The following is a 25,326-nucleotide window of genomic DNA, read 5'->3' as shown; positions in this document are numbered from 1 at the left end:
CTCGGCGGCATAATGTAGCCCCTTTTTTCTGCCCCTACATGTGGAAGGTTCCCGTGACTCAGAAGCCCGACCAGTGTCTTGGTGAATGGATCGACCGTGAAGCACTCGCAGAAGCGATGATTCCGCTTATCGGTCAGCTCTACCGCAATAACAACGTGGTGAGCTCGATCTATGGCCGCAGCCTGATCAACCAGTCTGTCATCGCGATTCTCAAAGCTCACCGCTTTGCTCGCCACCGTTCCTCCGACGATAGCGAACTCTCCGTCCACGAAACATTCCCTCTGCTGAAAGCCATGAGCGAGCTCAAGCTCGGCGCAGCTTCGGTAGATCTGGGCAAGTTGGCGTTCAAATTCCGCAGCGAAGGCAATGGCCGCAGCGCCGAGCAGTTCGTGCGTGAAGAACTCGCTGACGTGGTTGGCCAGCAAAACGCTTCGGCCCGCAAAGGCACCGACGTTGTGCTGTACGGCTTCGGTCGTATCGGCCGCCTGCTGGCGCGCATCCTGATCGAGAAAACCGGTGGTGGCGACGGTCTGCGTCTGCGTGCCATCGTCGTGCGCAAAGGCGCCGAAAACGACCTGACCAAACGCGCCAGCCTGCTGCGTCGCGATTCGGTACACGGTCCGTTCAACGGCACCATCGTCATCGACGAAGAAAACAACACCATCACCGCCAACGGTAACCTGATCCAGGTGATCTACGCGAAGAACCCGACCGAGGTGGATTACACCCAGTACGGCATCAAAGACGCGCTGCTGGTGGACAACACCGGTGTATGGCGTGACGCCGATGGCCTGGGTCAGCACCTGCAATGCCCGGGTGTCGCCCGCGTTGTTCTGACCGCGCCTGGCAAAGGCAAGCTGAAGAACATCGTTCACGGTATCAACCACAACGAAATCACCGCTGACGACAAGATCGTGTCCGCCGCTTCCTGCACCACCAACGCCATCGTGCCGGTGCTGAAGGCTGTGAATGACAAGTTCGGGATCATCAACGGTCACGTCGAAACCGTTCACTCGTACACCAACGACCAGAACCTGATCGACAACTTCCACAAGGGCGATCGCCGTGGCCGTTCCGCCGCGCTGAACATGGTCATCACCGAGACCGGTGCTGCCACCGCTGCTGCCAAGGCTCTGCCTGAACTGGCCGGCAAGCTGACCGGTAACGCGATCCGCGTTCCGACGCCAAACGTGTCGATGGCCATTCTCAACCTGAACCTCGAGAAAGCCGCCAGCCGTGAAGAGATGAACGAGTACCTGCGCTACATGGCGCTGCACTCCGATCTGCACAAGCAAATCGACTTCGTCAACTCGCAGGAAGTGGTTTCCACTGACTTCGTGGGTTCGCGTCACGCCGGTGTGGTCGACGCTGAAGCGACCATCGTTCAGGACAACCGCGTTGTGCTGTACGTCTGGTACGACAACGAGTTCGGCTACAGCTGCCAGGTTGTTCGCGTGATGGAAGACATGGCCGGTGTAAACCCGCCAGCGTTCCCGCGCTAAGCTTTAGCTGCAAATGAAAACGCCCCGACTTAGGTCGGGGCGTTTTTGTTTGGAGAAGATCAAAGGATCGCAGCCTTCGGCAGCTCCTACAGAGGATCGCATTTGATTCTGTAGAAGCTGCCGAAGGCTGCGATCTTTTCTTTAAGGTCGATGAAAAATGTAGTGCCAGAAGGAGATCTGTGTCATTCACAAATCCCCTGTGGGAGCTGGCTTGCCAGCGATGGCGTCCTATCGGGCGCCAGCCGCCACGGCCGCTTGCGCAGTCCGCAGTTCATGTTTGTTGCCACGGAACAGCACCAGCGTCGCAATCAACCCCAGCACCGCTGCACCGCTGAGCCAGATCCCCGGTGCAGCCTTGTTGTCGAGCACGTGAATCAGGTAAGTGCACGCCGCCGGTGTAAAACCGCCAAAGGTCGCCGTCGCCAGGCTATAGGCCAGCGAGAACCCGGTGGTGCGCACTTCCACCGGCATGATTTCGGTCAGGGCCACGACCATCGCGCCGTTGTACGAACCGTAAAGGAACGACAGCCACAATTCGACGATCAGCAGATGACTGAAACTCGGGTTCGCCACCAGCCACGACAGCGCCGGGTAGGCGGTCAGGATCGCCAGAATGGTCGCCGCCAGCAGTAGGGGTTTGCGCCCGATCTTGTCGGACACCGCGCCCATCACCGGCAGCCAGAAGAAGTTCGACAGACCGATGCACACCGTTACCAGCAGCGCGTCGAAGTCCGACAGATGCAGTTCAGCCTTGCCGAAGGTCGGGGTGTAGGCGGTGATCAGGTAGAACGAAACCGTGGTCATCACCACCAGCGCCATGCCAGCGATGACGATGCCAAAGTTCTGACCAATCGAACGGACGATTTCCCGCAGGGTAGGGCGATGTTTGCGCGCCTGGAATTCCGGGGTTTCCTCCAGCGAACGACGAATGACGAAGATCACCGGAACGATCATGCAGCCGATCAGGAACGGTACGCGCCAGCCCCAGTCACCCATCTGTTCCGGGCTCAGCCAGTGGTTGAGGCCAACCCCGAGCAGGCCGGCAAACACCACCGCCGCCTGCTGGCTGGCGGACTGCCAACTGACGAAAAAGCCTTTGCGGCCCGGCGTGGCGATTTCCGCCAGATACACCGAAACACCGCCCAGCTCGACGCCGGCCGAGAAGCCTTGCAGCAAGCGACCGAACAGCACGATTAACGGCGCTGCGACACCCAGGGTGGCATAGCCCGGCACGCAGGCGATGAGAATCGTACCGGCGGCCATCAGCGCCAAGGTAATGATCAGCCCCTGGCGACGACCATGACGGTCAATGTAGGCGCCAAGGAAAATCGCCCCCAGCGGACGCATCAGGAAGCCTGCGCCGAAAGTGGCCAGAGAGAGCATCAGGGAAGCGAAGGCGCTGTCGGCCGGGAAGAAGGTTTTGGCGATGGCCGTGGCGTAGAAGCCGTAGACCATAAAGTCGAACATCTCGAGAAAATTGCCGCTGACAACGCGAAAAATCGCTTTGCCTTTGCCCGTGGTGGAGGACATTGGTTCGTACTCTCTGTTGGCTGTCTTATTGGAAATCCCTGATCTAGACACGTCCTCGCCGTCACGCGGCAAACTCAGGCAGTACCCGTGAACAGTTTTGTAACCATATGTGTATAAAGATCGTTAGGCAACAACTGGTTAGGGCGCTGCTTAAACGATATAGCCATTAGCAGGGGCGTTTGGTGTCTGACTGGCGAATGAAGAACTCATGTAGGAGCTGCGGAACGCTGCGATCTTTTGATCTTGCTTCCAAAGATCAAGAGCAAAGATCGCAGCCTCGTTTCACTCGGCAGCTCCTACAGGTTCTGGCGCATAATCTTCAGCTTTGTGTGGGGAGTAGGGGATTTGGCTAAAAGGAGGCTGATTGGCCTTTTGCTGCTGTTGGGCGCCATGTCCGGCTGCGGCAACGGCGACTCCATGGAAAGCTTCGGCGGCCCGACCATGGGCAGCACCTATTCGATCAAGTACGTGCGCCACGGCGGTCTTCCCGAAGCTGCGCAGGTCCAACTTGAAGTTGAAAGAATCCTCAGCGACGTCGACCAGCAGATGTCGACCTATCGCAATGACTCCGACATTGAGCGCTTCAATGCTCTGCCAGCGAACACCTGCCAAGCCATGCCTGCTGCCGTGCTCGAATTGATCCGCGTTGGCGAACAACTGTCGGAGCAAAGCGAAGGTTCCTACGACCTGACCGTCGAACCACTGATGAACCTGTGGGGGTTCGGCCCGCAAGGGCGTGAAGAGAAAGTCCCCGACCCCGCCGCGTTGGCCGAAAAGGTGCAGCGAGTCGGCTACCACCATTTGCATATCGACGGCGACCGCTTGTGCAAGGACGCCGCTGTCGAGGTCGACTTCAACAGCATCGCTGCCGGTTACGCGGTCGATACTATCGCTGCCAGGCTCGAATCGATGGGCATCCATGACTATCTTGCCGAAGCCACCGGCGAGCTGAAGGCCAAGGGCAAGAAGCTCGACGGCTCGGCATGGCGCATCGCGCTGGAGGAGCCGCGTGACGATCAACAGGTGGCCGAACGGATCATTCAGGTCGATGGCTACGGCGTGTCCACCTCCGGTGATTACCGCAACTATTTCCTGCAGGACGGTCGGCGCTATTCCCACACCTTCGACGCGCGGAGCGGGGCGCCAGTCCTACACAACCTGGCGTCAGTCACGGTGATTCATCCTTCAGCGTTGATGGCCGATGGACTATCGACGCTGTTGCTGATTCTCGGACCTGAAAGGGCTTGGGACTATGCCGAAAAACATGACATTGGTGCATTCTTCGTGATTCGTGCCGATACAGGTTTTGTTATCCGCACCAGTGCAGCTTTCGAACGCCTCAGTGGCGCAAAAGTTGACTGAAAACAGTACGAAAGCTGGCGTTGTAGTGCAGGCAAAAGTAGCCTACGACGCGACCAAGGGTTAATGTGCGCGGCGTTGACGCTTCTATAGACTGTGTCCGGGTTCTTTACTGACCCCCAATTGTTCCTTCGCGCCGCGATTCGGCGTGATTTAGCCGCCGGTGCTGCTGGCACCGCGGCCTGTTCTGAGGAGTACGCATGGCTGTCTACAACTACGACGTGGTGGTGTTGGGTTCCGGCCCGGCGGGAGAAGGCGCGGCAATGAACGCCGCCAAAGCAGGGCGCAAGGTGGCGATGGTCGACAGCCGTCGCCAGGTCGGCGGTAACTGCACCCACCTCGGTACCATCCCGTCCAAGGCCCTGCGTCACTCGGTGCGGCAGATCATGCAGTTCAACACCAACCCGATGTTCCGGGCGATCGGCGAGCCGCGCTGGTTCTCCTTCCCGGACGTGTTGAAAAGCGCTGAAAAGGTTATCTCCAAACAAGTCGCTTCGCGCACTGGCTACTACGCCCGTAACCGCGTCGACGTGTTCTTCGGCACCGGCAGCTTCGCCGACGAGCAAACCATCGAAGTGGTCTGCGCCAACGGTGTGGTCGAGAAGCTGGTGGCCAAGCACATCATCATCGCCACCGGTTCGCGCCCTTATCGCCCGGCGGACATCGATTTCAATCACCCGCGCATCTACGATAGCGACACCATCCTCAGCCTCGGCCACACCCCGCGCAAACTGATCGTTTACGGCGCCGGCGTGATCGGCTGTGAATACGCCTCGATCTTCAGCGGTCTGGGTGTACTGGTTGAACTGGTGGACAACCGTGGTCAGTTGCTGAGCTTCCTCGACTCGGAAATTTCCCAGGCGTTGAGCTATCACTTCAGCAACAACAACATCACCGTGCGCCACAACGAGGATTACGATCGCGTTGAAGGCGTCGATAACGGCGTGATCCTGCATCTGAAGTCCGGCAAGAAGATCAAGGCCGACGCCTTGCTCTGGTGCAACGGCCGTACCGGCAACACCGACCAGCTCGGTCTGGAAAACATCGGGGTCAAGGTCAACAGCCGTGGCCAGATCGAAGTCGACGAGGCTTACCGCACCTGCGTGCCGAACATCTACGGCGCCGGCGACGTGATCGGCTGGCCGAGCCTGGCCAGTGCCGCCCACGACCAGGGTCGTTCGGCGGCCGGCAGCATCGTCGATAACGGTAGCTGGCGCTTTGTGAATGACGTGCCGACCGGTATCTACACCATTCCGGAGATCAGCTCGATCGGCAAGAACGAGCAGGAGCTGACCCAAGCCAAGGTGCCGTACGAAGTCGGCAAGGCGTTCTTCAAGAGCATGGCGCGTGCGCAGATCGCCGGCGAGCCGCAAGGCATGCTGAAGATCCTGTTCCACCGTGAAACCCTGGAAGTGCTGGGCGTTCACTGCTTCGGTTATCAGGCGTCGGAGATCGTGCACATCGGTCAGGCAATCATGAGCCAGCCGGGCGAGTTGAATACGCTGAAGTACTTCGTCAACACCACGTTCAACTACCCGACCATGGCCGAAGCCTATCGGGTAGCGGCGTACGATGGCCTCAACCGGCTTTTTTGACGGGCTCCGGCCGGTGGCCTGAGCCGGCCGGGGAGACCGATTTCAGCAATTCTCGAGGGTGGCAGTGGCCAAACCGGGAAAGTCTGTAATCAGGCTGTCAACGCCGAAGTCGGCGAGTCTGCGCATCAGCGCAGGCTCGTTGACGGTCCACACCGACACATGCAGCCCCTGACGCTGCGCCTTCTGCAGGCGTTCCGGCGTACACAGCGTCCAGTTCAATGCCAGAATCTCACAGCCATAGCTGGCCGCGACCTTCAACGGGTCGAGCCAAGCGTATTCGGCCACCAGTCCACGCGACACGTCCGGCACCAGGTCCAGCGCCGCTTTCAGCACTTCCCGTGAGCTCGAAGTGATAGTCACCTTGTCCAGCAAGCCATGACGCTGAGCCATTTCGCGAATCGCCAGTACGGTAGTCGCGGCGCGGGTGCGTGAAGCGCTTTTGACTTCCAGTTGCCAGTGCTCGAAATCACACTGCTCGAACAACTCTTCCAGGGTCGGAATCGGGCACGGCTTGATCCAGCCCGGGCCTCCCTTGCGCGCGTCGTAGGTCACCAGTTCGGCGGCGGTGTGCTCGACCACCTTGCCGCGCCGGTCGGTGGTGCGCTTGAGGGTCGGGTCGTGGATCACCATCAGCTCGCCGTCCTTGGACAGGTGCAGATCCAGTTCACAACGGCGCACGCCGTGCTTGAGACATTCCTGAAAACTGGTCAGGGTATTTTCCGGTGCTTCGCCCTTGGCGCCGCGGTGGCCGTAGATGAGGGTCACGGTGCTTCCTTAATTTAAATGCCTGATTCGTTCTGTTCACGGGCCAGGCGTCGTTCCTGGGCCTGTTTCTGCAAGATATAGCGGGCGAGCAACTGGCGCTGGGCGTCGGTCAAGTGTTCGAACTCAGTGCCGACGTCATAGCCGTCGCCCTTGCGGTCGCAATGAGTGACGCGGGCGCGCAGCAGCAGGCCCAGCGCCTGCGGCATCAGCACCAGTTTTACCGACAGGTGCGCGCCAGTGGCAATCGGGGTCGGGTGCTGAAAGTCGATCCCGCCTTCGGAGATGATCACCGGTTGTGGCTCGCCGATATGGCCGAGCACGGTCAGGGCGACCACCTGGCTGAGCAGGTCGATGCGTTTGTTCTGGGATTTGAGAAACGCGGCGATCGCCCGGTCGCGCTCGCTGATCTGGCGCAACAGGTGCTGCGATTCGAATTCGCTCAGGTGCAGTTCGCTGAGCAGGTTGAACAGCGGGGAAGCATCCTGCAACACTTCCTGGCCTGCGGCTTCGGGAGCGGACAGGGGCCGAATTTCCAGTGCGATCATGTCCTCGATACGGTAGTATTCGCGGCGATCTTCTTCATCTAATGTCGACATGGCGAACCCATGGTAGCGGCGGTGGTCTGAGTGTAAAGCTGGTTATCGACCCCCGCCACAAGGACGTTCCTTTTCCCTCCGAACAAGCCCCGACATGTTCAGACCTCTCTTCGTATTTATCGGCACGCGTTATACCCGTGCAAAGCGTCGCAATCATTTTGTGTCATTCATTTCCCTGACTTCGATGATCGGGCTCGCCCTTGGCGTGATCGTGATGATCGTGGTGCTTTCGGTGATGAACGGCTTCGATCATGAGATGCGCACCCGCGTGTTGGGCATGGTGCCTCACGCGACTCTTGAAACCGGCGAACCGATCAACGATTGGCAGAGCCTGGCCGCCAAGGTCAAACGCAACCCGGAGGTGACGGCCGTTGCGCCGTTTACTCAGATGCAGGGTTTGCTGACCAACAACGGCCAGGTGTCCAAGGTGTTGCTCAACGCCATCGACCCCGCGCTCGAGCGCAATGTGTCGATCATCGACAACTTCATGAAGCAGGGCAAACTCGACGACCTGACGCCGGGCAGCTTCGGCATCGTCATCGGCGACAAGGCCGCGACCAAGCTCGGCGTGGGCCTCGGTGACAAAGTCACCTTCGTCGCGCCGGAGGTCAGCGTGACCCCGGCCGGGATGTTCCCGCGCATGAAGCGCTTTACCGTGGTCGGCATCTTCCATGTCGGCGCCGGTGAGCTGGACGGCTATCTGGGCGTCACCAACCTGCAGGATCTGGCGAAGATGCACCGCTGGAAGCCTGATCAGGTACAGGGCATCCGGTTGAAGTTCGATGATCTTTTCCAGGCGCCGCGCGTGGCCTGGACCATCGCCCAGCAGTTGGGCGAAGACCATTACTACGCCCGCGACTGGACCCGTACCCACGGCAACCTGTATCAGGCGATCCGCATGGAAAAAGCCATGATCGGTCTGCTGTTGCTGCTGATCGTCGCGGTGGCTGCGTTCAACATCATTTCCACGCTGGTGATGGTGGTAAATGACAAGAAGAGCGACATCGCCATTCTGCGTACCCTCGGCGCTACGCCGGGGACGATCATGCGCACGTTCATGGTGCAGGGCACCGTGATCGGCGTGGTCGGTACGGCGATTGGTGCGGTGCTCGGTATTCTCGCTGCGCTCAACGTCAGTGCGGCGATTTCCGCCCTCGAAGGGCTGATCGGCCACAAGTTCCTCAACGCCGACGTGTATTTCATCGATTACCTGCCGTCGCAGGTGCAGAGCCAGGACGTGGTCATGGTCTGCGCCGCTGCGTTGGTCCTGAGTTTCCTCGCCACCCTGTATCCCGCCTGGCGTGCCGCGCGCACCCAGCCGGCGGAGGCGCTACGTTATGAGTGAGTCGGGCATGAGTGATAAAGCAATCTTGAGCTGCCGCAACCTGGGCAAATCCTACGAGGAAGGCCCGGAGTCGGTGCAAGTGTTGGCCGGTCTGCAACTGGAGTTGCACCCTGGCGAGCGCGTGGCGATCGTCGGCAAATCCGGTTCCGGCAAAAGTACCTTGCTCAACCTGCTGGGCGGTCTCGATACGCCAACCGAGGGCAGTGTCTGGCTCGACGGTGAAGAACTGTCGGCGCTGAGCGAGAAGAAGCGTGGCCTGCTGCGTAACCGTGCCCTCGGGTTCGTTTACCAGTTCCACCACTTGCTGCCGGAATTCACCGCGCTGGAAAACGTCTGCATGCCGCTGCTGATCGGCAAGACCGCGATCCCGGAAGCACGTCAGCGCGCTACCGCGTTGCTGGAGCGCGTGGGGCTGGGCCATCGTCTGGAGCACAAACCGGCCGAGCTGTCCGGTGGCGAACGCCAGCGCGTGGCCATCGCCCGTGCGCTGGTGAACAATCCAGGTCTGGTGATGCTCGACGAGCCAACCGGTAACCTCGATTCGCACACCGCCGAAGGCATTCAGGATTTGATGCTGGAACTCAGCACTTCGATGCGCACGGCGTTCCTGGTGGTGACTCACGACATGAACCTGGCCCGCCAGATGGACCGCGTCCTGCAATTGCAGGAAGGTTGCCTGACTCCAATCACTTGAGAGCTACTGCGCTCGGAAATACTGCGTTAAAAACAGGCTCGGAATGCTCATTTACAGCCAGTAGACTCCGCTTCCTCGCCTGTTTTTGCCTTGTCTTTCCTTCGCTCGCTACGCTCTCAAGCGATTGGCCGCTTTTTTAAGCTTGATTTTTTATACGGTGCCCCAGCGAATGTTCAGACCGTTATCGATCTTTATCGGCACGCGCTATACCCGCGCCAAGCGCCGCAATCGCTTTGTTTCGTTCATCTCGATGACTTCGATGATCGGGCTCGCCCTCGGCGTGCTGGCGATGATCGTGGTGCTGTCGGTGATGAACGGCTTCCAGCGCGAGATGAGCTCGCGCATCCTCGGTATGGTGCCGCACGCGACCATCGTTGGCGTCAAGCCGATCGATGACTGGCAGCCGGTCGCCGCCGCCGCACTGAAAAATCCGGAAGTGACCGCCGCCGTGCCGTTCACCGAGATGGAAGGCATGCTGTCCTACAAGGGTTTGATGCAGCCGATTCAGATCAGCGGCGTCGATCCGGCCCAGGAAGGCAAGGTGTCGATCGTGGCCCAGCACATTGTGCAGGGACGTCTCGATGACCTGAAGCCGGGCGAGTTCGGTGTGGTGATCGGTGAAATCACCGCGCGCCGCTTCCGACTCAATGTCGGCGACAAGATCACCCTGATCGTCCCGGAAGTCAGCACCGCACCGGGTGGCATCACCCCGCGCATGCAGCGCCTGAACGTGGTCGGCGTGTTCAAGGTCGGCGCCGAGCTGGACGGCTCGATGGGCCTGATCCACGTGGCCGATGCCGCGACCATGCAGCACTGGCAGCCGAATCAGGTACAGAGCGTTCGCCTGGCGGTGAAGGATCTGTACGCCGCGCCGAAAGTCTCCTCGGACATCGCTACAGGCCTCGGGGCCGAGTTCAAGGCTGACGACTGGACCCACACCCAGGGCAGCCTGTTCAGCGCGATGAAAATGGAAAAGACCATGATCGGCCTGTTGTTGCTGATGATTGTCGCCGTGGCGGCGTTCAATATCATCGCCACGCTGATCATGGTGGTGAACGACAAAGGCGCGGACATCGCGATCTTGCGCACCATCGGCGCCACGCCACGGCAGATCATGGCGATCTTCATGGTGCAGGGCACGGTGATCGGCATTGTCGGCACATTGATTGGTGGCGTGCTCGGCGTGATCGCTGCGCTGAACGTCAGCGAAATGGTTGGCTGGGTCGAGCGCGTTACCGGGCAGCACATCTTCAGTTCCGACGTGTACTTCGTCAGCAACCTGCCTTCGGAATTGCAGGGCGGGGATGTGCTGTTGATCTGCTCGGCGGGCTTTATTCTGAGCTTTTTGGCGACGGTGTACCCGGCATTGCGGGCGGCGAAGATCGAGCCGGCTCACGCGTTGAGATATTCGTAAGCGCCAATACCGTCTTCGCGAGCAGGCTCGCTCCCACAGGGAAATGCATTCCAATTGTGGGAGCGAGCCTGCTCGCGAAGGGGCCGGTCCTATCGACCTCATTCTCCTTTGGGCAACTCGATCACAAACCGCGTCCACCCCGCAGCCGATTCGCAATGAATTTGCCCACCATGCGCGCGGACGATCGATTGGGTAATCGCCAACCCCAACCCCGCATGTTCACTGCTGCCTTCCTGCCGCGCCGGATCCGCCCGATAAAACCGGTCAAACAGCCGTGGCAACAGTTCTGCTGAAATCCCTTCACCATTGTTCTCCACCGACGCCTGCACCGCATGCGGTTGATCGACGATGGACAGGCGCACGCTGCCCGCCGCCGGGGTGAAGCGCAGCGCGTTATCCAGCAGATTCGACAAGGCCCGGCGCAACATATTGCGATCACCTTTCATGCGCGCATGACCTTCGCGGCTCAGCGTCACCCCGGCGTCCTCGGCCAATGGCGCGAAAAACTCCAGCAACACATCGCTCTCGTCCGCCAGCTCCAGCGACTCGCGCTTGGGCACCAGCAAACCATGGTCAGCCTTGGCCAGATAAAGCATGTCGTTGACCAATTGTGCCATCCATTGCAGTTCTTCGAGGTTGCTGTGCAGGGCTTCGCGGTAATCCTCGAGCGGGCGTGGGCGGGTGAGGGTGACCTGGGTATGGGTCAGCAGGTTCGACAGCGGTGTGCGCAGTTCATGGGCGATGTCGGCAGAAAACGCCGACAGCCGTTGAAACGAGTCATCGAGGCGTCCGAGCATGGCGTTGAAGCTGTGGGCCATTTCCGCAAGCTCCGGCGGCATTTGCGCTTCCGGCAGTCGGGCGTTGAGCGAATGCGCAGAAATCCCACGCGCCACTGCACTCATGCGTCGCAGCGGACGCAAGCCGCTGCGTGCAGCCCAGGCGCCGAGCAGCGCGGTGGCCAGCGCCGACAACCCGACGGTCAGCCAGATCAGGTGCTGCATGCGTTGCAGAAAGTGCTGGTGATGGGTGATGTCCAGCAGCAGCGTCAGTTGCGGCGAATCGGATTGGTCTGGATCGAGCGGGGCGTTAAGCACGCGGTAGTCGGCGCCGTCATGGCTGATGGTCGACAGGCCCGGCTGTTGCGGCAAGTCCTGCGATAAATTGATCGAACTGTCGTACCAGCGCTGGCCGTCACTGCCAGTAATACGCAGTGCCAGGTCGGCCTGACGGCTCAGCTCATCCGCCAGCCGCGCCTCTCGCTGAGCGGGTTGCACATCCTGCAGGGCACGGCGCAAACCGATCAACTTGCCGTCGAGCAATTGCTGATCGAGCTCAATGAAGTGCGCCTCGCTGGCGCGGCTGAACAGCACCCCGGCGAACAGCGAGACTACAGCGGTGCAGGCGGCAAACAGCAGCGCCAGACGAGAACTCAGGGACAGGCGACGCATCAGGCCGGACGCTCTTCAAGCACGTAACCCATGCCGCGCACGGTATGGATCAGTTTGTTGGGGAAGTCATCGTCGATCTTCAGGCGCAGGCGACGGATCGCCACTTCGATCACGTTGGTGTCGCTGTCGAAGTTCATGTCCCAGACCTGCGAGGCAATCAGCGATTTGGGCAACACTTCACCCTGGCGGCGCAGGAGCATTTCCAGCAGGGCGAATTCCTTGGCGGTGAGGTCGATGCGCTGGCCGCCGCGTTCGACCCGACGGCGAATCAGGTCCAGACGCAGGTCGGCCAGTTGCAGACTGGTTTCCTGGGGCAGGGCGCTGCCACGGCGCAGCAGGCTGCGCACCCGGGCCAGCAACTCGGAGAAGGCGAACGGTTTGACCAGATAGTCGTCGGCGCCGAGTTCGAGGCCGTGAACCCGATCCTCGACTGCATCTTTGGCGGTGAGAAACAGTACCGGCGTGTCGAGGCCGGCGCTGCGCACCGCGTGTAGAATCTGCCAGCCACTGCGCCCGGGCAGCATCACGTCGAGAATCAACAGCGCATAATCACCGCTCAAGGCCAGTTGCTGACCGCCGACGCCGTCGGCCACCAGTTCCGTGTTGAACCCGGCCTCGGTCAGGCCTTGGCGCAGGTAGTGGCCGGTTTTCGGTTGGTCTTCGACGATCAGCAGTTTCATGGGCGGCTCGGGATGTAGGAACAAAGGCGTTATACCGTGGGAGCAGGCGACACGCGCCAACCTGACAAAGTTGTAATCTGCCTGTCAGGTAGCTGCCAGCGCAGGCGGGCTAGAGTTTCCCACAGGCTGAACCTTATCTTGTTGGAGTATGACTATGTTTTTGCGCAATCCTCTGGCCGTCGCCGCCTGTTTGCTGGCGCTGAGTTCACCTGTCTGGGCCGCGCCCGCGCACACTTATGATTTCGGCCAGCCGGCCCCTGCGGCCAAGGCCTCCCGCAGCATCGAAGTTGTACTGAACGACATGTCGTTCGATCCCAAGGCGATTCAGGTCAAGGCCGGTGAGACGGTTCGCTTTGTGCTGGTGAATAAAGGCCAGTTGCTGCACGAATTCAACCTCGGTGACGCCGCGATGCATGCCCAACACCAGCAGGAAATGTTGCAGATGCAGCAAAGCGGCATGCTCACGCCTACCGGGATGAAAGAAATGTCCCACGACATGGCGGGCATGGATCACGGCAGCATGGGCCACGACATGAAGCACGACGACCCGAACAGCGTGCTGGTCGAGCCGGGCAAGACCGCCGAGCTGACCTGGACCTTCAGCAAGGCCACCAGCCTGGAATTCGCCTGCAATATTCCCGGTCACTACCAGGCGGGCATGGTCGGCAAACTGACTGTCAGTCAGTAAGCACTCAAAGGCGGGCGCAAAGGCTGATAGAATCCGCTGATTCTTCAGTCAGGTTTCCGCCATGCATCCCGCAGCCGAACATTCGCCGCTGGGCAAATCCAGCGAATACATCGCCACGTACACGCCGTCCCTGCTGTTCCCGATTCCGCGCACCGCGAAATGGGCCGAGCTGGGCCTGACCGCCGAAACCCTGCCGTATAAAGGCGTGGATTTCTGGAACTGCTTCGAACTGTCGTGGCTGTTGCCGTCGGGCAAGCCGGTGGTGGCGATCGGTGAATTCAGCATTCCGGCGGATTCGCCGAACATCATCGAATCGAAGTCGTTCAAGCTGTACCTGAATTCGCTGAACCAGACATCGTTTGTGGACATCGCCAGCCTGGAAGCGACGCTGATCAAGGACCTGTCGGCCGCTGCCGGCAAACCGGTCGGCGTACGGGTACGCAGCCTGAAGGACGTCGAGGCCGAAGGCGTCGTGGCGTTGCCCGGCGTGTGCATCGACGATCTGGACATCAGCGTCAGCAACTATGAGCATCCGCGTCCGGAATTGCTGCGTTGCGATGATTCGCGGATTGTCGAAGAGAGCGTGCACAGCCATCTGCTCAAATCCAACTGCCCGGTGACCAGTCAGCCGGACTGGGGCAGCGTGGTGGTGGAATATCGTGGTGCGGCGCTGGATCACGCCAGTCTGCTGGAATACATCGTCAGCTTCCGCCAGCACTCGGACTTCCACGAGCAGTGCGTGGAGCGGATCTTCCTCGACCTGCAGCGTTTGTTGAAGCCGGAGAAGCTCACGGTGTTTGCGCGCTATGTGCGTCGTGGCGGGCTGGATATCAATCCGTATCGCAGCACTGAAGCGGTACAACTGCCGAACCATCGTCTGGTCCGTCAATAAAGAATCAGGATGTGGCATATCCAATGTGGGAGCGAGCCTGCTCGCGAAGGCTGTATGTCATTCAACGATGATGTCGACTGACACGACGCCTTCGCGAGCAGGCTCGCTCCCACAGGGGACTGTGTTTCAAATTGTGGAAATGAAAAAGCCCTGCCAGTGCTGGCAGGGCTTTTTTTGTGTGGCTGGGAAATCAGATCCCCATGCTACCCAGCGCATTGACGATATTGCGCAGGGTGCCGGCAATGGCCGGGTGTTCGAGTTCGAAGCGGTCCACCGCCAGGTTCACGCCATCGGCGATGCTGGCATCCTGAGTGGCGCTCTCCAGTTTGATTTCCGATTCGATCTGCGACATCAGCGCATGCAGATCTTCACGTTCGGCTTCGGACAGCGGCGGATTCTGCTCCAGTTGCTCGCGCAGGGTGTCGAGTTGTTTTTGCAGTTCTTGGGCGGGCATGGTGGGGTTCCTTTTATCAAGAGGCACTGGCATTGACCGCAGCCGCGCGCCAAAGGTCTATGGCTGACCTTTAGATTAATCCACTCTGCTGCAACCTGCATGATCCCGGTCAGGGCTTTTCGCCCTTGAGGCGGCGCAGGTTGATGTCGGCCAGGCAGGTGTCGAGTTCGCCCAGATGATCGATCACCGAATGCACGCCCAGCCCGAACAACTGCAGGGTTGCCTTACCGCGTCGTTGGTCGCGTTCGTTCTGGCTCAGCGCTTGCCACTCGCTCGGCGACAGGCCGCACAGCGAGCCGCAGGACGCCAGGCCAATGGTCCACAACCCGGCGTTGAGGCCCGATTGCAGCAGGCGCGGCTCGCCGCTGACCAGTACGCAGCCATCCAGACGGCTGACGTTCAAGCCCATCAGCGCCTGCCAGCAGGCGTTCGGCGCGGGCCATAGATTGATTGTTGCTGAATATTGCGTCGGTTTGATCCACGCCGGCAGAGAGGCCGCCAGGGGATGCGCGAGGGCAGGGGGCAGTTCATCGATCCATGCACAGGGAATCTGCTGGCGCTGCAGGCTGAGCAGGCTGTCGAGGGCGCCGGGTGTGGCGTCGGCGTGCTCGGGCAGCATGCTGGCGTGTTGATGGGCACGGGCACCGAAATCCACCAGACAGCCACTGAGTCCGAACAGCACGGCGGTCAGGCCGGGCGCGGCGACAGGCAAGGCTTCAGCGTGGGTCATGGCAACATCCCTGAAATAGTCATGAGGCTAGGGGACATCGATGACAGTTGGATGACAGGTGTGTGAAGACGCGCTCTCGAAACGTCCTGCATTACTCTTCACGGGCAGACTGCCCAAAACGGCTTTTGCGCTTATACTAGCGCTCTTAACGCTTGGGCCCGGGTGCCCGCGCCAGTAAAAATCCAAGGAGTTTTCTATGCGCTGGAGCAATCCTCTCGCTCAGCTATGTGTATGTGCCAGCGTCTTGCTGGTTCCGTTCGCCGCCAACGCTGCAACGGAAGAAGACCCTTGGGAAAGCGTCAACCGCCCGATCTTCCAGTTCAACGACTTCGTCGACACCTACGCGCTCAAGCCGCTGGCGCAGGGCTATGAGTTCGTGACGCCGCAGTTCCTCGAAGACGGCATCCACAACATGTTCCGCAACGTCGGTGACGTCACCAACCTGGCGAACAACATTCTGCAGGCCAAGCCCGCAGCAGCCGGTGTCGATACCGCGCGTATCATCTTCAACACCACCTTCGGCCTGCTGGGCTTCTTCGATGTCGGCACCAAAATGGGCCTGAATCGCAGCGACGAAGACTTCGGTCAGACCCTCGGTTACTGGGGCGTCAGCAGCGGCCCGTACGTGATGCTGCCGTTGCTCGGCCCGAGCACCCTGCGTGATGCACCGTCCAAGTACGTCGACAGCTACACCGGTCCGTACCGCTACATCAACGACGTGCCTGTCCGTAACTCGGTCTTTGGCCTGAACATCGTCGATACCCGCGCCAGCCTGCTGTCGAGCGAGAAGCTGATCAGCGGTGACAAGTACACCTTCATCCGCAACGCCTATCTGCAGAACCGCGAGTTCAAGGTCAAGGATGGTCAGGTCGAAGACGATTTTTAATCTCGACCGATGACAAGAAGGCGGCACGTGAGGCCGCCTTTTTTGTGTGCGCTTATTTCATCTTCAGAATGGTCAGTCCGAGCTTCTGTCCATCGCCTTCCTGGGCCTTGACCCAGACCACTTTGGTCTCCGCTTCCAGCCCACTCAACGCGGCATGCTCGGAGTCGATGCGTACGCTCAAGCGGTCGCCAACCGCGAACTGGCGCGGCGCTTCGACCTGCATGCCGCTGCTCGAGAGGTCGATGCACACGCCGGCGATCTCATCGCCTTCATGAATCAGCACCACATCGGCATCGACCCGCATGCGGATGAAATCGCGCTTTTCGCTGTAGTCCCGACCGGTTTGACTCATGGCTTCGACCTTCCATTGGGTTACGGTTTGAGCTGTTCTTATAACTCTCGGTGATTTGACAAGTAAAGTCGTCAAGCGACCATCGGCGCATGCTTGAAACGCCCCGCGGATGGGAGTACCGTCTGCGCCTTAGAAGGGCACCTCTGGTGCAACCGCGTTCCGGCTCAGTGCTCGAAAGCGGTGCAGCAGAGAGGCTAGAAAGCGAATCCAGTAGTCTGAGCCGGGCCGATGCCCCGCCTGCTACGCCAACCTAATTCTGGCGCCGTTTGCCCACATGCCAAAAACCAGTGCCACGCTGCTGATAATCGATGATGACGAAGTAGTGCGCGCGAGCCTCGCGGCCTATTTGGAAGACAGTGGTTTCAGCGTCCTGCAGGCCAGCAACGGCCAACAGGGTCTTCAGGTATTCGAGCAAGACAAGCCCGACTTGGTCATCTGCGATCTGCGCATGCCGCAGATGGGTGGTCTCGAACTTATCCGTCAGGTCACCGAGCGGTCACCGCAAACGCCGATGATCGTCGTTTCGGGTGCCGGCGTGATGAACGACGCGGTCGAGGCGCTGCGCCTGGGTGCGGCGGACTACCTGATCAAGCCTCTCGAAGACCTGGCTGTGCTCGAGCACTCGGTGCGTCGTGCGCTTGATCGTGCGCACCTGTTGCTGGAGAACCAGCGCTACCGCGAGAAGCTGGAGAAGGCCAACCGCGAGCTCGAAGCCAGCCTGAACCTGCTCCAGGAAGACCAGAACGCCGGTCGCCAGGTGCAGATGAACATGCTGCCGGAAAGTCCGTGGCGCATTGACGAATTCCAGTTTGCCCACCAGATCATCCCGTCGCTGTACCTGTCGGGAGATTTTGTCGACTACTTCCGCGTCGACGAGCGTCGGGTGGCGTTCTACCTGGCCGACGTATCGGGCCATGGCGCCTCGTCAGCGTTCGTCACCGTGCTGCTGAAGTTCATGACCACGCGCCTGCTGTTCGAGTCCAAGCGCAACGGCACGTTGCCGGAATTCAAGCCTTCGGAAGTCCTGGGTCATATCAACCGGGGGCTGATCAGTTGTAAGCTGGGCAAACACGTCACAATGGTCGGTGGAGTCATCGACGAGGAGACCGGTTTGTTGACCTATAGCATCGGCGGCCATCTGCCGTTGCCTGTGTTGTACACGCCTGACAGTGTTCGTTACCTCGAAGGCCGCGGTTTGCCGGTGGGCCTGTTCAATGAGGCCACCTACGAAGATCACGTGCTTGAGCTGCCTCCGACCTTCAGCCTGACGCTGATGTCCGACGGCATTCTGGATCTGTTGCCAGAACCGACGCTCAAGGAAAAAGAAGCTGCCTTGCCTCAACGGGTGAAGGCGGCGGGCGGCAGCCTGGATGGTCTGCGGCAAGTGTTTGAATTGGCCACGCTAGGGGAGATGCCGGATGATATCGCCCTGTTGGTGTTGAGCAGGAACCTTCAATGAGTACCGGTAGAATCCAGTTCGCCGAACAGGACGGCACCTTCGTCCTGAAGTTCGTCGGTGAAGTTCGCCTGACCCTGTGTTCGGCGTTGGATGCGACTATTGAGAAAATCTTCACCGCGTTGAATTTCAACGCGATCGTGATCGATTTGACCGAAACCCGCAGCATCGACAGCACCACCCTCGGCCTGCTGGCCAAACTGTCGATCCTGTCGCGGCAAAAGGTCGGCCTGCTGCCGACCGTCGTCACCACCCACGAAGACATCACCCGTCTGCTGCAATCGATGGGCTTCGAGCAGGTGTTCAACATCGTCAACCACCCGGTGCCGTGCCCCGAGTGCCTGGACGACCTGCCGGATCAGGACCAGTCAGAAGAAGTGGTGCGGATCAAGGTGCTCGAAGCGCACAAGATCCTCATGGGCCTGAACGACTCCAATCGTGAAGCCTTCCATGACCTGGTGAACGCTCTCGAACGCCACTGAGTGGCCTCTGTGGCGAGGGAGCTTGCTCCCGCTTGGCTGCGCAGCAGCCATAAAAACCTGCCGGCACGGTGTTTCTGAAAAACTCGGATAGCCAATTGGGCCGCTTCGCAGCCCAGCGGGAGCAAGCTCCCTCGCCACAGGGATGCCAACTGCCGTAAGTCATCATTTGCACTGGACAACGCCAACAAAAAAGGGCGAACCCAACCGGGTTCGCCCTTTTTGCATTTCAACGACTCAGATCACAGCTTGGCCTGCAGCAGCGCCTCAAGCTTCTCCTGGTCACGGGCGAACTGACGGATGCCTTCAGCCAGTTTCTCGGTGGCCATCGCGTCTTCGTTGGACAGCCAGCGGAATTGCGCTTCGTTGAGGCTCAGGCGCGCTTCGCCGGCGTGGCCCGGGGCGAGTTTGCGCTCCAGTTTGCCGGTGTCTGCCGCGAGCTTGTCGATCAGGTCCGGGCTGATGGTCAGGCGATCGCAGCCGGCCAGTTGCTCGATCTGGCTCAGGTTGCGGAAGCTGGCGCCCATGACCACAGTCTTGTAGTCATTGGCCTTGTAGTAGTTGTAGATGCGGGTCACCGACTGCACGCCCGGATCATCGGCGCCGGTGTAGTCGTTGCCGTTAGCCTTCTTGTACCAGTCGTAGATGCGGCCCACGAACGGCGAGATCAGGAACACCCCGGCGTCAGCGCAAGCGGCAGCCTGAGCGAAGGAGAACAGCAGGGTCAGATTGGTCTGGATGCCTTCCTTCTCAAGGATCTCGGCAGCGCGGATGCCTTCCCAGGTCGAAGCGATCTTGATCAGCACGCGGTCACGGCCGATGCCGGCCTTGTCGTACAGCTCGATCAGGCGATGCGCACGCTTGAGCACGGCGTCCTGGTCGAACGACAGGCGCGCATCCACTTCGGTGGAAATGCGGCCCGGAATCACTTTGAGGATTTCCTGGCCCACGGCGACGCCGAAGCGGTCGCTGGCCAGGCCCACGTCGCCCTTGCAGTCGCTGACGCAGGCGTTCAGCAGCTCGGCGTAGGCGGGGATGGCGGCTGCCTTGAGCAGCAGGGAAGGGTTGGTGGTGGCGTCGACCGGCTTGACCCGGGCGATCGCTTCGAAGTCGCCGGTGTCGGCAACTACGGTGGTCATCTGTTTGAGTTGTTCCAGCTTGGAAGTCATGGGTGTGCTCTGTCCTGTGGGTTTGACGACATTACCCGAGCGTTGACAGCCACTCAAGGGCATCAAGGCGCAACGGGTTCCCCGGGGGCAACAACCTGAGAACGGCTGTTTGAACGGTGGGGCGCGGTATCGATGAATACGATGCCAAAATCGGCCGCAGGTTCAAAGCAACTGACGGCCAGCGCCCCTTGAGCACATTGATGGAGGTTATTGCTGGCTTAGCTGGGTTTTGACCGCAGTTTCTGCCGGTTTCGGCTGGCCATCGGACGTCAACAGACCGAAATTCTTCTCGCGGTCATTGCTGCCGGTGTCGCTGTTTTTCCATTCGTAGATCGAGGTCAGGGCAATGTTGCGGGTTTTGATATCGGCGACGAATGCGCTGATTTTGCTGGCCTGACCCTCAATCCCGCCGTTGGAGGCGAGCGCCGAGATGCCCCATTCGCTGATCACCCCCGGCAGATGGAAATTCTGCTGGATAAACGCCTGGGCGTTGCTGATCTGCGTGCCGCTCATGCCGTAGGGATGGTAGGAAACCGCGTTGAGACATTTGGGGTATTCGCTGACGATTCGGTTGAGTGCCACGGTGGACGCCGAGCCGGCAGTCGGCGGCCGGGCGAAGCCAAAACCGATCACCGGGACGGTCTGGGGCTTGTCTTGCAGGGTCTTGCACGCAGCGCTCATGAACGGCACGAACGTCGTATCGAAATTGCCGGTCGGCCAGTAGGTGCCAAGGTCCGGCTCATTCCATAGCTCGATCGCCACCAGTTGTGAGCCATAGGTCGCTGCCAGGCTGGTCAGCGCGTTGGCATACGCGACCCCCGCATTCGCCAGATCATTGGCCGGTAACGGCTTGGTCGCGCGCAGGGTCATCAACACCGGCAGACCGGCCGCGCGGGCCACGGCGAAGGCATCACTGATCTGCTTCTGGTAGGCCGCGCTGGGCAGGCTGTCAGTCCATACGCCAAAGCGCACGAAACTGAAGCCGGTGGCTTTGACGCGCTCGGCGTCGGCTGCGGAGAAGGTCTGGACCTTGACCTGAACCCCGATGGTTTTATTGGCGGGCAATGCCGGGAACAGTTCATTGGCTTGGCTCTGGCCGGTTGCCGCCAGCAGTAACAGGGTCAGGGCGCTCAGGGGTTTGAGATGGGCTGATTTCATGTCGGTTCTCCGGGTGAGAAGTGACAACGGCGAAAAGATATCTCGAGATAACTGTTTCGAAACTGACAATGGCACTAAGTGCGCCGATGTTATTTTTTGTCAGGAAAACAAGACCTGAAAATCACAGTTATTTTTAGTCCGTTAATTGTGTTTTGGCGGCTTTTGACCCTGTGGTACTTAATACGCTGGTACTAACAGGGCGAATCTATTTCTGAGTGCAGAATGATCTAGTGGGTTCATTAAGATCCGCTCTAGATGTTGGCAGAATGATATTACACAGGAATGTAAACCTTGTTCAAAAAGATCCTCGTCGTGTGCGTTGGCAATATTTGCCGAAGTCCGACAGCAGAACTTCTGCTGCGTAACGCGCTGACCCCCTCAACCATTTCGGTGACTTCCGCAGGTCTCTCTGCGCGGGTCGGCGAAGGCATGGAAGCCTCGGCGCGCCAGGTGCTGGAAGACCACGGGCACAGCGCCGAGGGTTTCCGGGCCCGGCAATTGACCGCCGATATCGTCAATGAATCAGACCTGATTCTGGTCATGGAAAAACAACATGTGAATCAGGTGCTGAAGATTGCCTCGCACGCCCGAGGCAAAGTATTTCTTCTCGGCAAGTGGCAGAGCGAACGAGAAATACAGGATCCGTATCGTCAAGGTAAGGCCGCTTTTATTCATGCCCATGCATTGATTGAAGATGCTGTTAGCTCGTGGGCGCAGCGCCTCGGACATTGATGAACATTCTTCAGATCAGTGAATGGTAAGAAAGACTTATGCAGTTACCGTCAGTAATCGCCAACCGTGATAACGATCAAGACAGTATTGATCTTCTCGGCATATTTGGCAGTTTAATCGACCAGAAATGGTTGATCGGTGCATTCACCGGTGCATTCATGGCCGCCGGCGTTGCCTATGCGGTATTGGCGACGCCGGTGTACCTGGCGAACGCGCTGGTGCAGGTCGAACCGAAAAAGAACGACATGCTCGGCTTTTCCGACCTCAGCAGCATGCTCGGCGGGCAATCGCCGTCGGTGACCGAAATCGGCATCATCAAGTCCCGGGCGGTGATCGGCAAAACCGTCGACGACCTGCGCCTGGATATCGACGTCACGCCCAACACCTTCCCGGTGGTCGGCGGTTTTCTCGCCCGGCGTTATCGCGGCGAAACCGAGTTCAGCGTGGCGCCGCCGCGTTTTGGCTTCAACAGCTACGCCTGGGGTGGCGAGCGTCTGGAATTTACCCGGCTCAATCTGCCCAAAGAGTTGTTGGGCAAGAAGCTCACCCTGGTGGCTGGTGAACAACAGCGCTTTCAGTTGCTCGATGACAACGACAACCTGCTGGTCGAGGGCGTCGCCGGCGAAGCCTTCGCCCAGGACGGCGTCGAAGGTTTGATCGAGCGCCTGCAAGCCAACCCGGGCACGCGCTTTGAAGTGGTGCGCAATCCACGGATCGTGACCATTCAGGGTTACCAGGATGCGCTGGATATCTCCGAGCAAGGTAAAGAGTCGGGGATTATCCGTCTGGCGCTGGCCAGTGCCGATGCCGCCGAGGCGGTGAAGATCCTCAACAAGATCGCCGCGCTCTACGTGGATCAGAACGTGCGCCGCACCTCGGCGGAAGCAGCGCAGAGCCTGGCGTTCCTGCAAAGTCAGTTGCCGCAGGTCAAGCGTGATCTGGCCAAGGCCAGCGATGCGCTCAACGCGTATCAGACCCACGGCAAGACGGTGAACATTTCCCTGGAAACCCAGTCGGTGCTCGGTCAGTCCGTGGCGCTGGAAACGCGGATTTCCGAGCTGAAAATGCAGCAGGCGGAAATGGATCGCAAGTTCACCAAGCAGCATCCGGCGTATCGCGCCTTGATGTCGCAGATTGGTGAGTTGGCCCAGCAGCAGAAGTCGCTGGAAGGCAAGGTCGGCGATCTGCCGGCCACGCAGCAGGAGCTGCTCAACCTGACCCGCGATGTGGAAGTCGCCTCGCAGATCTATACGCAGTTGCTGAACAAATCCCAGGAGCTGGACATCGTCCGCGCCGGTGCGGTGGGCAACGTGCGTTTGATCGACCCGGCGGATGTTGACCTGAGCAGCCCGGTCAAACCGAAAAAAGCCCTGATCGTGCTGATCGCAACGTTCCTCGGCGCCTTTGTCGGCGTAGCCCTGGTGCTGTTGCGCAAATCGTTGAGCAAAGGTCTGGAAGGGCCGGAAGCCATCGAACAGCTCGGGCTGCCGGTGTACGCCTCGATTCCCTACAGCGCCTTGCAGCGCGACGAGGACACGAAAAAGGGCCGGGCCAAAATCACCGCCGAAACACCGGCCTATCTGCTGGCGCTGCGCAACCCGACCGACCTGTCCATCGAGTCGATCCGCAGCCTGCGCACCTGTCTGCACTTTGCCGCGCTGGACTCGACCAACAACCGCATCATGATCTCCGGCCCCAGCCCGCAGGTCGGCAAGACCTTCGTCTCCTCCAACCTCGCCGCGGTCATGGCGCAGAGCGGTCAGCGCGTGTTGCTGATCGACGCCGACATGCGCAAGGGCCATCTGCACAAGACGCTGAATGTGCCGATCGCCAATGGCCTGTCGGATCTGCTGGTCAAGCGCTGCAGCATCGAGCAGGCGATCAACACGGTGGAAATCGACAACCTGCACTTCATCAGCCGTGGTCAGGTTCCGCCGAATCCCTCCGAGTTGCTGATGCATGCCAACTTCCGCGACCTGCTCGCCGAACTGAGTCAGCGCTACGACGTGGTGATCATCGATACGCCGCCACTGCTCGCAGTGACGGACGCGGCGATTGTCGGGCGTGAAGCCGGGATCAGCCTGATCGTCACGCGGTTTGCGGTAAACCCGGCCAAGGAAATTGAAGCGACCATTCGCCGCTTCGCGCAGAACGGCATCGAGCTCAAGGGCGCAGTGTTCAACGGCGTCGAGAAGCGCGCTGCCAGCTACTACGGCAATGGCAGCTATGGCTATTACAACTACGAATACGCGTCGGACAAATCCTGAGATTCAGGGACGTTCCAACAGGCATGAAAGTGGGTGGGTTGTGAAGAAAATACTGCACGTGGCTGAAACGATAAAAGGTGGGGTCGCCACCGTTATCCGCACCATCTCGGCGTCGCCCGAAGGCCAGGATTCGAATTACGAGCTGGTCTATCTGGTGCCGCTCGACCAGAAACAAGAGCTGCACGGCATCGATGCACAGCAGATTCGCACGTTCGAACGCAGCGGGCGGGATGTGCGTTCGCTGCTGCGATTTGCCTGGCAACTGACCCGAGTGATGCTCAAGGAAAAACCCGATGTGGTGCATTTGCACAGCACCTTTTCCGGGGTAATCGGCCGCGTGGTCTGTGTGCTTCTGCGACCGTGGCGCAAGCCGAAAATCGTCTACTGCCCGCACGCCTTTTCGTTCCTGATGGAAAGCTCGCCGACCAAGCAGAAGATCTACGCATGGATCGAGCGGGTCCTGCAGAGAGTCACCGACGTGATCATCTGCGTCAGCCGCTACGAGATGGACAAGGCTGCGCGGTTCGGCATTCAGCGCTCGCGCATGAAGCTGATCTACAACGGCATCCACCAGCGTGACGAAACACCGAAGACCGAGAGCCCCGCGCCGATTCATCTGCTGTTCGTCGGTCGCCTCGACTACCAGAAAGGTTTCGACGTGTTGCTCAAGGCCTTCGCCAAGGTGCAGCGCCGTGATCTGAAACTCACAGTGGTCGGCAGTGCGGTCAACGAGGACACGGTCGAGTGCCCCGAGATGGACGCGGTCGAGTACCTGCCGTGGGTCACGCCGGCTGAAGTGCAGGCGCTGTATCAACAGGCCGACGCGCTGATCGTTCCGAGCCGCTGGGAAGGTTTTGCCATGGTGCCGCTGGAAGGCATGGCCATGGGTTTGCCGGTGATCGCCAGCAACTGCACGTCGCTGCCCGAACTGGTCACCCATGAAGTGTCCGGCTACGTCTTTCCCACCGGTGATCATCAGGCGCTGGCCGACGTGCTGGCGCGAATCCAGAAGCCGCGGTTGCTCGACCTCGGCAGCGAAGGCCGGAACATCGTGCGCGAGCGTTTCAGCGCCGCGCTGATGATCCGCCAGACCTACGACGTGTATTGCGCTCCCACCTATTAAGTAGAACTCAGC

At 59.8% G+C, this 25,326-nt stretch carries 24 protein-coding genes; 14 read left to right on the top strand and 10 right to left on the bottom strand.

All coding sequences use genetic code 11. The features are described 5' to 3' along the window. Nucleotides 1-38: 38 nt before the first annotated feature. Nucleotides 39-1,502 (top strand): glyceraldehyde-3-phosphate dehydrogenase, encoded by a 1,464-nt coding sequence (locus LOY52_RS17885; RefSeq protein ID WP_003226583.1) that lies wholly within the window; start codon nucleotides 39-41, stop codon nucleotides 1,500-1,502. 228 nt (nucleotides 1,503-1,730) lie between these two features. Here the strand turns inward: LOY52_RS17885 and LOY52_RS17880 are convergent, their stop codons facing one another. Then, nucleotides 1,731-3,032 carry an MFS transporter gene (locus LOY52_RS17880; protein WP_258675418.1) on the bottom strand — a complete coding sequence of 434 codons (1,302 nt, stop codon included), beginning with the start codon at nucleotides 3,030-3,032 and terminating at the stop codon, nucleotides 1,731-1,733. A gap of 390 nt (nucleotides 3,033-3,422) precedes the next feature. Between LOY52_RS17880 and LOY52_RS17875 the strand changes: the two genes are divergently transcribed. Next, nucleotides 3,423-4,394, top strand: coding sequence for an FAD:protein FMN transferase (locus LOY52_RS17875; protein WP_258679901.1), 972 nt, complete (start codon nucleotides 3,423-3,425; stop codon nucleotides 4,392-4,394). Nucleotides 4,395-4,591: 197 nt separating this feature from the next. Continuing rightward, a complete protein-coding gene (gene sthA / locus LOY52_RS17870; RefSeq protein ID WP_003226580.1) occupies nucleotides 4,592-5,986 on the top strand; it encodes a Si-specific NAD(P)(+) transhydrogenase in 1,395 nt (464 codons plus the stop codon). Nucleotides 5,987-6,028: 42 nt separating this feature from the next. Here the strand turns inward: sthA and LOY52_RS17865 are convergent, their stop codons facing one another. Next, entirely contained in the window at nucleotides 6,029-6,751 is a 723-nt protein-coding gene (locus LOY52_RS17865; protein ID WP_047600122.1) for a glycerophosphodiester phosphodiesterase family protein, read from the bottom strand. A 14-nt stretch (nucleotides 6,752-6,765) separates the two neighbouring features. Further along, entirely contained in the window at nucleotides 6,766-7,347 is a 582-nt protein-coding gene (locus LOY52_RS17860; protein WP_007968195.1) for a PilZ domain-containing protein, read from the bottom strand. A gap of 94 nt (nucleotides 7,348-7,441) precedes the next feature. On the opposite strand from LOY52_RS17860, the gene LOY52_RS17855 reads away from it, so the two are divergent. From LOY52_RS17855 to LOY52_RS17845, 3 genes are all read left to right on the top strand, one after another. Beyond that, the gene (locus LOY52_RS17855; RefSeq protein ID WP_041068963.1) at nucleotides 7,442-8,692 is read left to right on the top strand and encodes a lipoprotein-releasing ABC transporter permease subunit; all 1,251 of its coding nucleotides are present in this window, start codon (nucleotides 7,442-7,444) and stop codon (nucleotides 8,690-8,692) included. 7 nt (nucleotides 8,693-8,699) lie between these two features. Then, the gene (lolD, locus tag LOY52_RS17850) at nucleotides 8,700-9,386 is read left to right on the top strand and encodes a lipoprotein-releasing ABC transporter ATP-binding protein LolD (RefSeq protein WP_258675408.1); all 687 of its coding nucleotides are present in this window, start codon (nucleotides 8,700-8,702) and stop codon (nucleotides 9,384-9,386) included. 169 nt (nucleotides 9,387-9,555) lie between these two features. After that, nucleotides 9,556-10,800, top strand: a complete 1,245-nt coding sequence (locus tag LOY52_RS17845) for a lipoprotein-releasing ABC transporter permease subunit (RefSeq protein ID WP_258675400.1) — start codon at nucleotides 9,556-9,558, stop codon at nucleotides 10,798-10,800. 98 nt (nucleotides 10,801-10,898) lie between these two features. On the opposite strand, the gene LOY52_RS17840 is transcribed toward LOY52_RS17845, so the two are convergent. Continuing rightward, nucleotides 10,899-12,248 (bottom strand): heavy metal sensor histidine kinase, encoded by a 1,350-nt coding sequence (locus tag LOY52_RS17840; protein WP_258675389.1) that lies wholly within the window; start codon nucleotides 12,246-12,248, stop codon nucleotides 10,899-10,901. Further along, nucleotides 12,248-12,928, bottom strand: a complete 681-nt coding sequence (locus LOY52_RS17835) for a heavy metal response regulator transcription factor (protein WP_258675386.1) — start codon at nucleotides 12,926-12,928, stop codon at nucleotides 12,248-12,250. The genes LOY52_RS17840 and LOY52_RS17835 overlap by 1 nt, the downstream gene beginning before the upstream one ends. A gap of 154 nt (nucleotides 12,929-13,082) precedes the next feature. Between LOY52_RS17835 and LOY52_RS17830 the strand changes: the two genes are divergently transcribed. Together LOY52_RS17830 and queF are read left to right on the top strand one after the other, a co-directional pair. After that, nucleotides 13,083-13,616: a cupredoxin family protein gene (locus LOY52_RS17830; RefSeq protein ID WP_258675374.1), complete on the top strand. Its 534-nt coding sequence runs from the start codon at nucleotides 13,083-13,085 to the stop codon at nucleotides 13,614-13,616. Nucleotides 13,617-13,677: 61 nt separating this feature from the next. Then, entirely contained in the window at nucleotides 13,678-14,508 is an 831-nt protein-coding gene (queF, locus tag LOY52_RS17825; protein WP_258675372.1) for an NADPH-dependent 7-cyano-7-deazaguanine reductase QueF, read from the top strand. A gap of 190 nt (nucleotides 14,509-14,698) precedes the next feature. On the opposite strand, the gene LOY52_RS17820 is transcribed toward queF, so the two are convergent. Next, the gene (locus tag LOY52_RS17820) at nucleotides 14,699-14,962 is read right to left on the bottom strand and encodes a DUF4404 family protein (RefSeq protein WP_258675370.1); all 264 of its coding nucleotides are present in this window, start codon (nucleotides 14,960-14,962) and stop codon (nucleotides 14,699-14,701) included. A 109-nt stretch (nucleotides 14,963-15,071) separates the two neighbouring features. After that, the gene (locus tag LOY52_RS17815) at nucleotides 15,072-15,692 is read right to left on the bottom strand and encodes an HAD family phosphatase (protein ID WP_258675360.1); all 621 of its coding nucleotides are present in this window, start codon (nucleotides 15,690-15,692) and stop codon (nucleotides 15,072-15,074) included. A 196-nt stretch (nucleotides 15,693-15,888) separates the two neighbouring features. Here LOY52_RS17815 and LOY52_RS17810 point away from each other — a divergent pair, with 196 nt between their 5' ends. Further along, nucleotides 15,889-16,578 (top strand): VacJ family lipoprotein, encoded by a 690-nt coding sequence (locus tag LOY52_RS17810; protein ID WP_115989289.1) that lies wholly within the window; start codon nucleotides 15,889-15,891, stop codon nucleotides 16,576-16,578. A 52-nt stretch (nucleotides 16,579-16,630) separates the two neighbouring features. Here the strand turns inward: LOY52_RS17810 and LOY52_RS17805 are convergent, their stop codons facing one another. Then, nucleotides 16,631-16,930 carry a PilZ domain-containing protein gene (locus tag LOY52_RS17805; protein ID WP_258675358.1) on the bottom strand — a complete coding sequence of 100 codons (300 nt, stop codon included), beginning with the start codon at nucleotides 16,928-16,930 and terminating at the stop codon, nucleotides 16,631-16,633. A gap of 274 nt (nucleotides 16,931-17,204) precedes the next feature. Here LOY52_RS17805 and rssB point away from each other — a divergent pair, with 274 nt between their 5' ends. Continuing rightward, complete coding sequence (gene rssB / locus LOY52_RS17800) at nucleotides 17,205-18,389, top strand: two-component system response regulator RssB (RefSeq protein ID WP_258675357.1); 1,185 nt, start codon at nucleotides 17,205-17,207, stop codon at nucleotides 18,387-18,389. Beyond that, nucleotides 18,386-18,868 (top strand): anti-sigma factor antagonist RssC, encoded by a 483-nt coding sequence (gene rssC, locus LOY52_RS17795; RefSeq protein WP_003226553.1) that lies wholly within the window; start codon nucleotides 18,386-18,388, stop codon nucleotides 18,866-18,868. The genes rssB and rssC overlap by 4 nt, the downstream gene beginning before the upstream one ends. 239 nt (nucleotides 18,869-19,107) lie before the next feature. On the opposite strand, the gene tal is transcribed toward rssC, so the two are convergent. Then, nucleotides 19,108-20,034 (bottom strand): transaldolase, encoded by a 927-nt coding sequence (gene tal / locus LOY52_RS17790; protein ID WP_027611470.1) that lies wholly within the window; start codon nucleotides 20,032-20,034, stop codon nucleotides 19,108-19,110. A gap of 207 nt (nucleotides 20,035-20,241) precedes the next feature. After that, entirely contained in the window at nucleotides 20,242-21,192 is a 951-nt protein-coding gene (locus LOY52_RS17785; RefSeq protein ID WP_115989291.1) for a glycosyl hydrolase family 5, read from the bottom strand. 291 nt (nucleotides 21,193-21,483) lie between these two features. On the opposite strand from LOY52_RS17785, the gene LOY52_RS17780 reads away from it, so the two are divergent. From LOY52_RS17780 to LOY52_RS17770, 3 genes are read left to right on the top strand one after another with little or no spacing between them, the layout of a single operon-like run. Continuing rightward, nucleotides 21,484-21,924 carry a low molecular weight protein-tyrosine-phosphatase gene (locus tag LOY52_RS17780; protein WP_007968224.1) on the top strand — a complete coding sequence of 147 codons (441 nt, stop codon included), beginning with the start codon at nucleotides 21,484-21,486 and terminating at the stop codon, nucleotides 21,922-21,924. A 38-nt stretch (nucleotides 21,925-21,962) separates the two neighbouring features. Beyond that, on the top strand, nucleotides 21,963-24,191 hold the full coding sequence (locus LOY52_RS17775) for a polysaccharide biosynthesis tyrosine autokinase (RefSeq protein ID WP_258675353.1): 2,229 nt from the start codon (nucleotides 21,963-21,965) through the stop codon (nucleotides 24,189-24,191). A gap of 40 nt (nucleotides 24,192-24,231) precedes the next feature. Continuing rightward, nucleotides 24,232-25,314, top strand: coding sequence for a glycosyltransferase (locus LOY52_RS17770; protein ID WP_309474931.1), 1,083 nt, complete (start codon nucleotides 24,232-24,234; stop codon nucleotides 25,312-25,314). Nucleotides 25,315-25,326: the final 12 nt, after the last annotated feature.

Origin of the sequence: Pseudomonas sp. B21-051 (genome assembly GCF_024748795.1) — a bacterium.
In the GTDB taxonomy this organism is placed as follows: Bacteria; Pseudomonadota; Gammaproteobacteria; order Pseudomonadales; family Pseudomonadaceae; genus Aquipseudomonas; species Aquipseudomonas putida_A.
This window is presented reverse-complemented; position numbering and strand designations above follow the sequence as displayed.

What these genes read in the sequence shown, in the direction of transcription:
- LOY52_RS17885 (WP_003226583.1), top strand. Translation starts at nt 39, where the DNA reads ATGTGGAAGGTTCCCGTGACTCAGAAGCCCGACCAGTGTCTTGGTGAA.
- LOY52_RS17880 (WP_258675418.1), bottom strand. Translation starts at nt 3,032, where the DNA reads ATGTCCTCCACCACGGGCAAAGGCAAAGCGATTTTTCGCGTTGTCAGC.
- LOY52_RS17875 (WP_258679901.1), top strand. Translation starts at nt 3,423, where the DNA reads ATGTCCGGCTGCGGCAACGGCGACTCCATGGAAAGCTTCGGCGGCCCG.
- sthA (WP_003226580.1), top strand. Translation starts at nt 4,592, where the DNA reads ATGGCTGTCTACAACTACGACGTGGTGGTGTTGGGTTCCGGCCCGGCG.
- LOY52_RS17860 (WP_007968195.1), bottom strand. Translation starts at nt 7,347, where the DNA reads ATGTCGACATTAGATGAAGAAGATCGCCGCGAATACTACCGTATCGAG.
- LOY52_RS17855 (WP_041068963.1), top strand. Translation starts at nt 7,442, where the DNA reads ATGTTCAGACCTCTCTTCGTATTTATCGGCACGCGTTATACCCGTGCA.
- lolD (WP_258675408.1), top strand. Translation starts at nt 8,700, where the DNA reads ATGAGTGATAAAGCAATCTTGAGCTGCCGCAACCTGGGCAAATCCTAC.
- LOY52_RS17845 (WP_258675400.1), top strand. Translation starts at nt 9,556, where the DNA reads ATGTTCAGACCGTTATCGATCTTTATCGGCACGCGCTATACCCGCGCC.
- LOY52_RS17840 (WP_258675389.1), bottom strand. Translation starts at nt 12,248, where the DNA reads ATGCGTCGCCTGTCCCTGAGTTCTCGTCTGGCGCTGCTGTTTGCCGCC.
- LOY52_RS17835 (WP_258675386.1), bottom strand. Translation starts at nt 12,928, where the DNA reads ATGAAACTGCTGATCGTCGAAGACCAACCGAAAACCGGCCACTACCTG.
- LOY52_RS17830 (WP_258675374.1), top strand. Translation starts at nt 13,083, where the DNA reads ATGTTTTTGCGCAATCCTCTGGCCGTCGCCGCCTGTTTGCTGGCGCTG.
- queF (WP_258675372.1), top strand. Translation starts at nt 13,678, where the DNA reads ATGCATCCCGCAGCCGAACATTCGCCGCTGGGCAAATCCAGCGAATAC.
- LOY52_RS17820 (WP_258675370.1), bottom strand. Translation starts at nt 14,962, where the DNA reads ATGCCCGCCCAAGAACTGCAAAAACAACTCGACACCCTGCGCGAGCAA.
- LOY52_RS17815 (WP_258675360.1), bottom strand. Translation starts at nt 15,692, where the DNA reads ATGACCCACGCTGAAGCCTTGCCTGTCGCCGCGCCCGGCCTGACCGCC.
- LOY52_RS17810 (WP_115989289.1), top strand. Translation starts at nt 15,889, where the DNA reads ATGCGCTGGAGCAATCCTCTCGCTCAGCTATGTGTATGTGCCAGCGTC.
- LOY52_RS17805 (WP_258675358.1), bottom strand. Translation starts at nt 16,930, where the DNA reads ATGAGTCAAACCGGTCGGGACTACAGCGAAAAGCGCGATTTCATCCGC.
- rssB (WP_258675357.1), top strand. Translation starts at nt 17,205, where the DNA reads ATGCCAAAAACCAGTGCCACGCTGCTGATAATCGATGATGACGAAGTA.
- rssC (WP_003226553.1), top strand. Translation starts at nt 18,386, where the DNA reads ATGAGTACCGGTAGAATCCAGTTCGCCGAACAGGACGGCACCTTCGTC.
- tal (WP_027611470.1), bottom strand. Translation starts at nt 20,034, where the DNA reads ATGACTTCCAAGCTGGAACAACTCAAACAGATGACCACCGTAGTTGCC.
- LOY52_RS17785 (WP_115989291.1), bottom strand. Translation starts at nt 21,192, where the DNA reads ATGAAATCAGCCCATCTCAAACCCCTGAGCGCCCTGACCCTGTTACTG.
- LOY52_RS17775 (WP_258675353.1), top strand. Translation starts at nt 21,963, where the DNA reads ATGCAGTTACCGTCAGTAATCGCCAACCGTGATAACGATCAAGACAGT.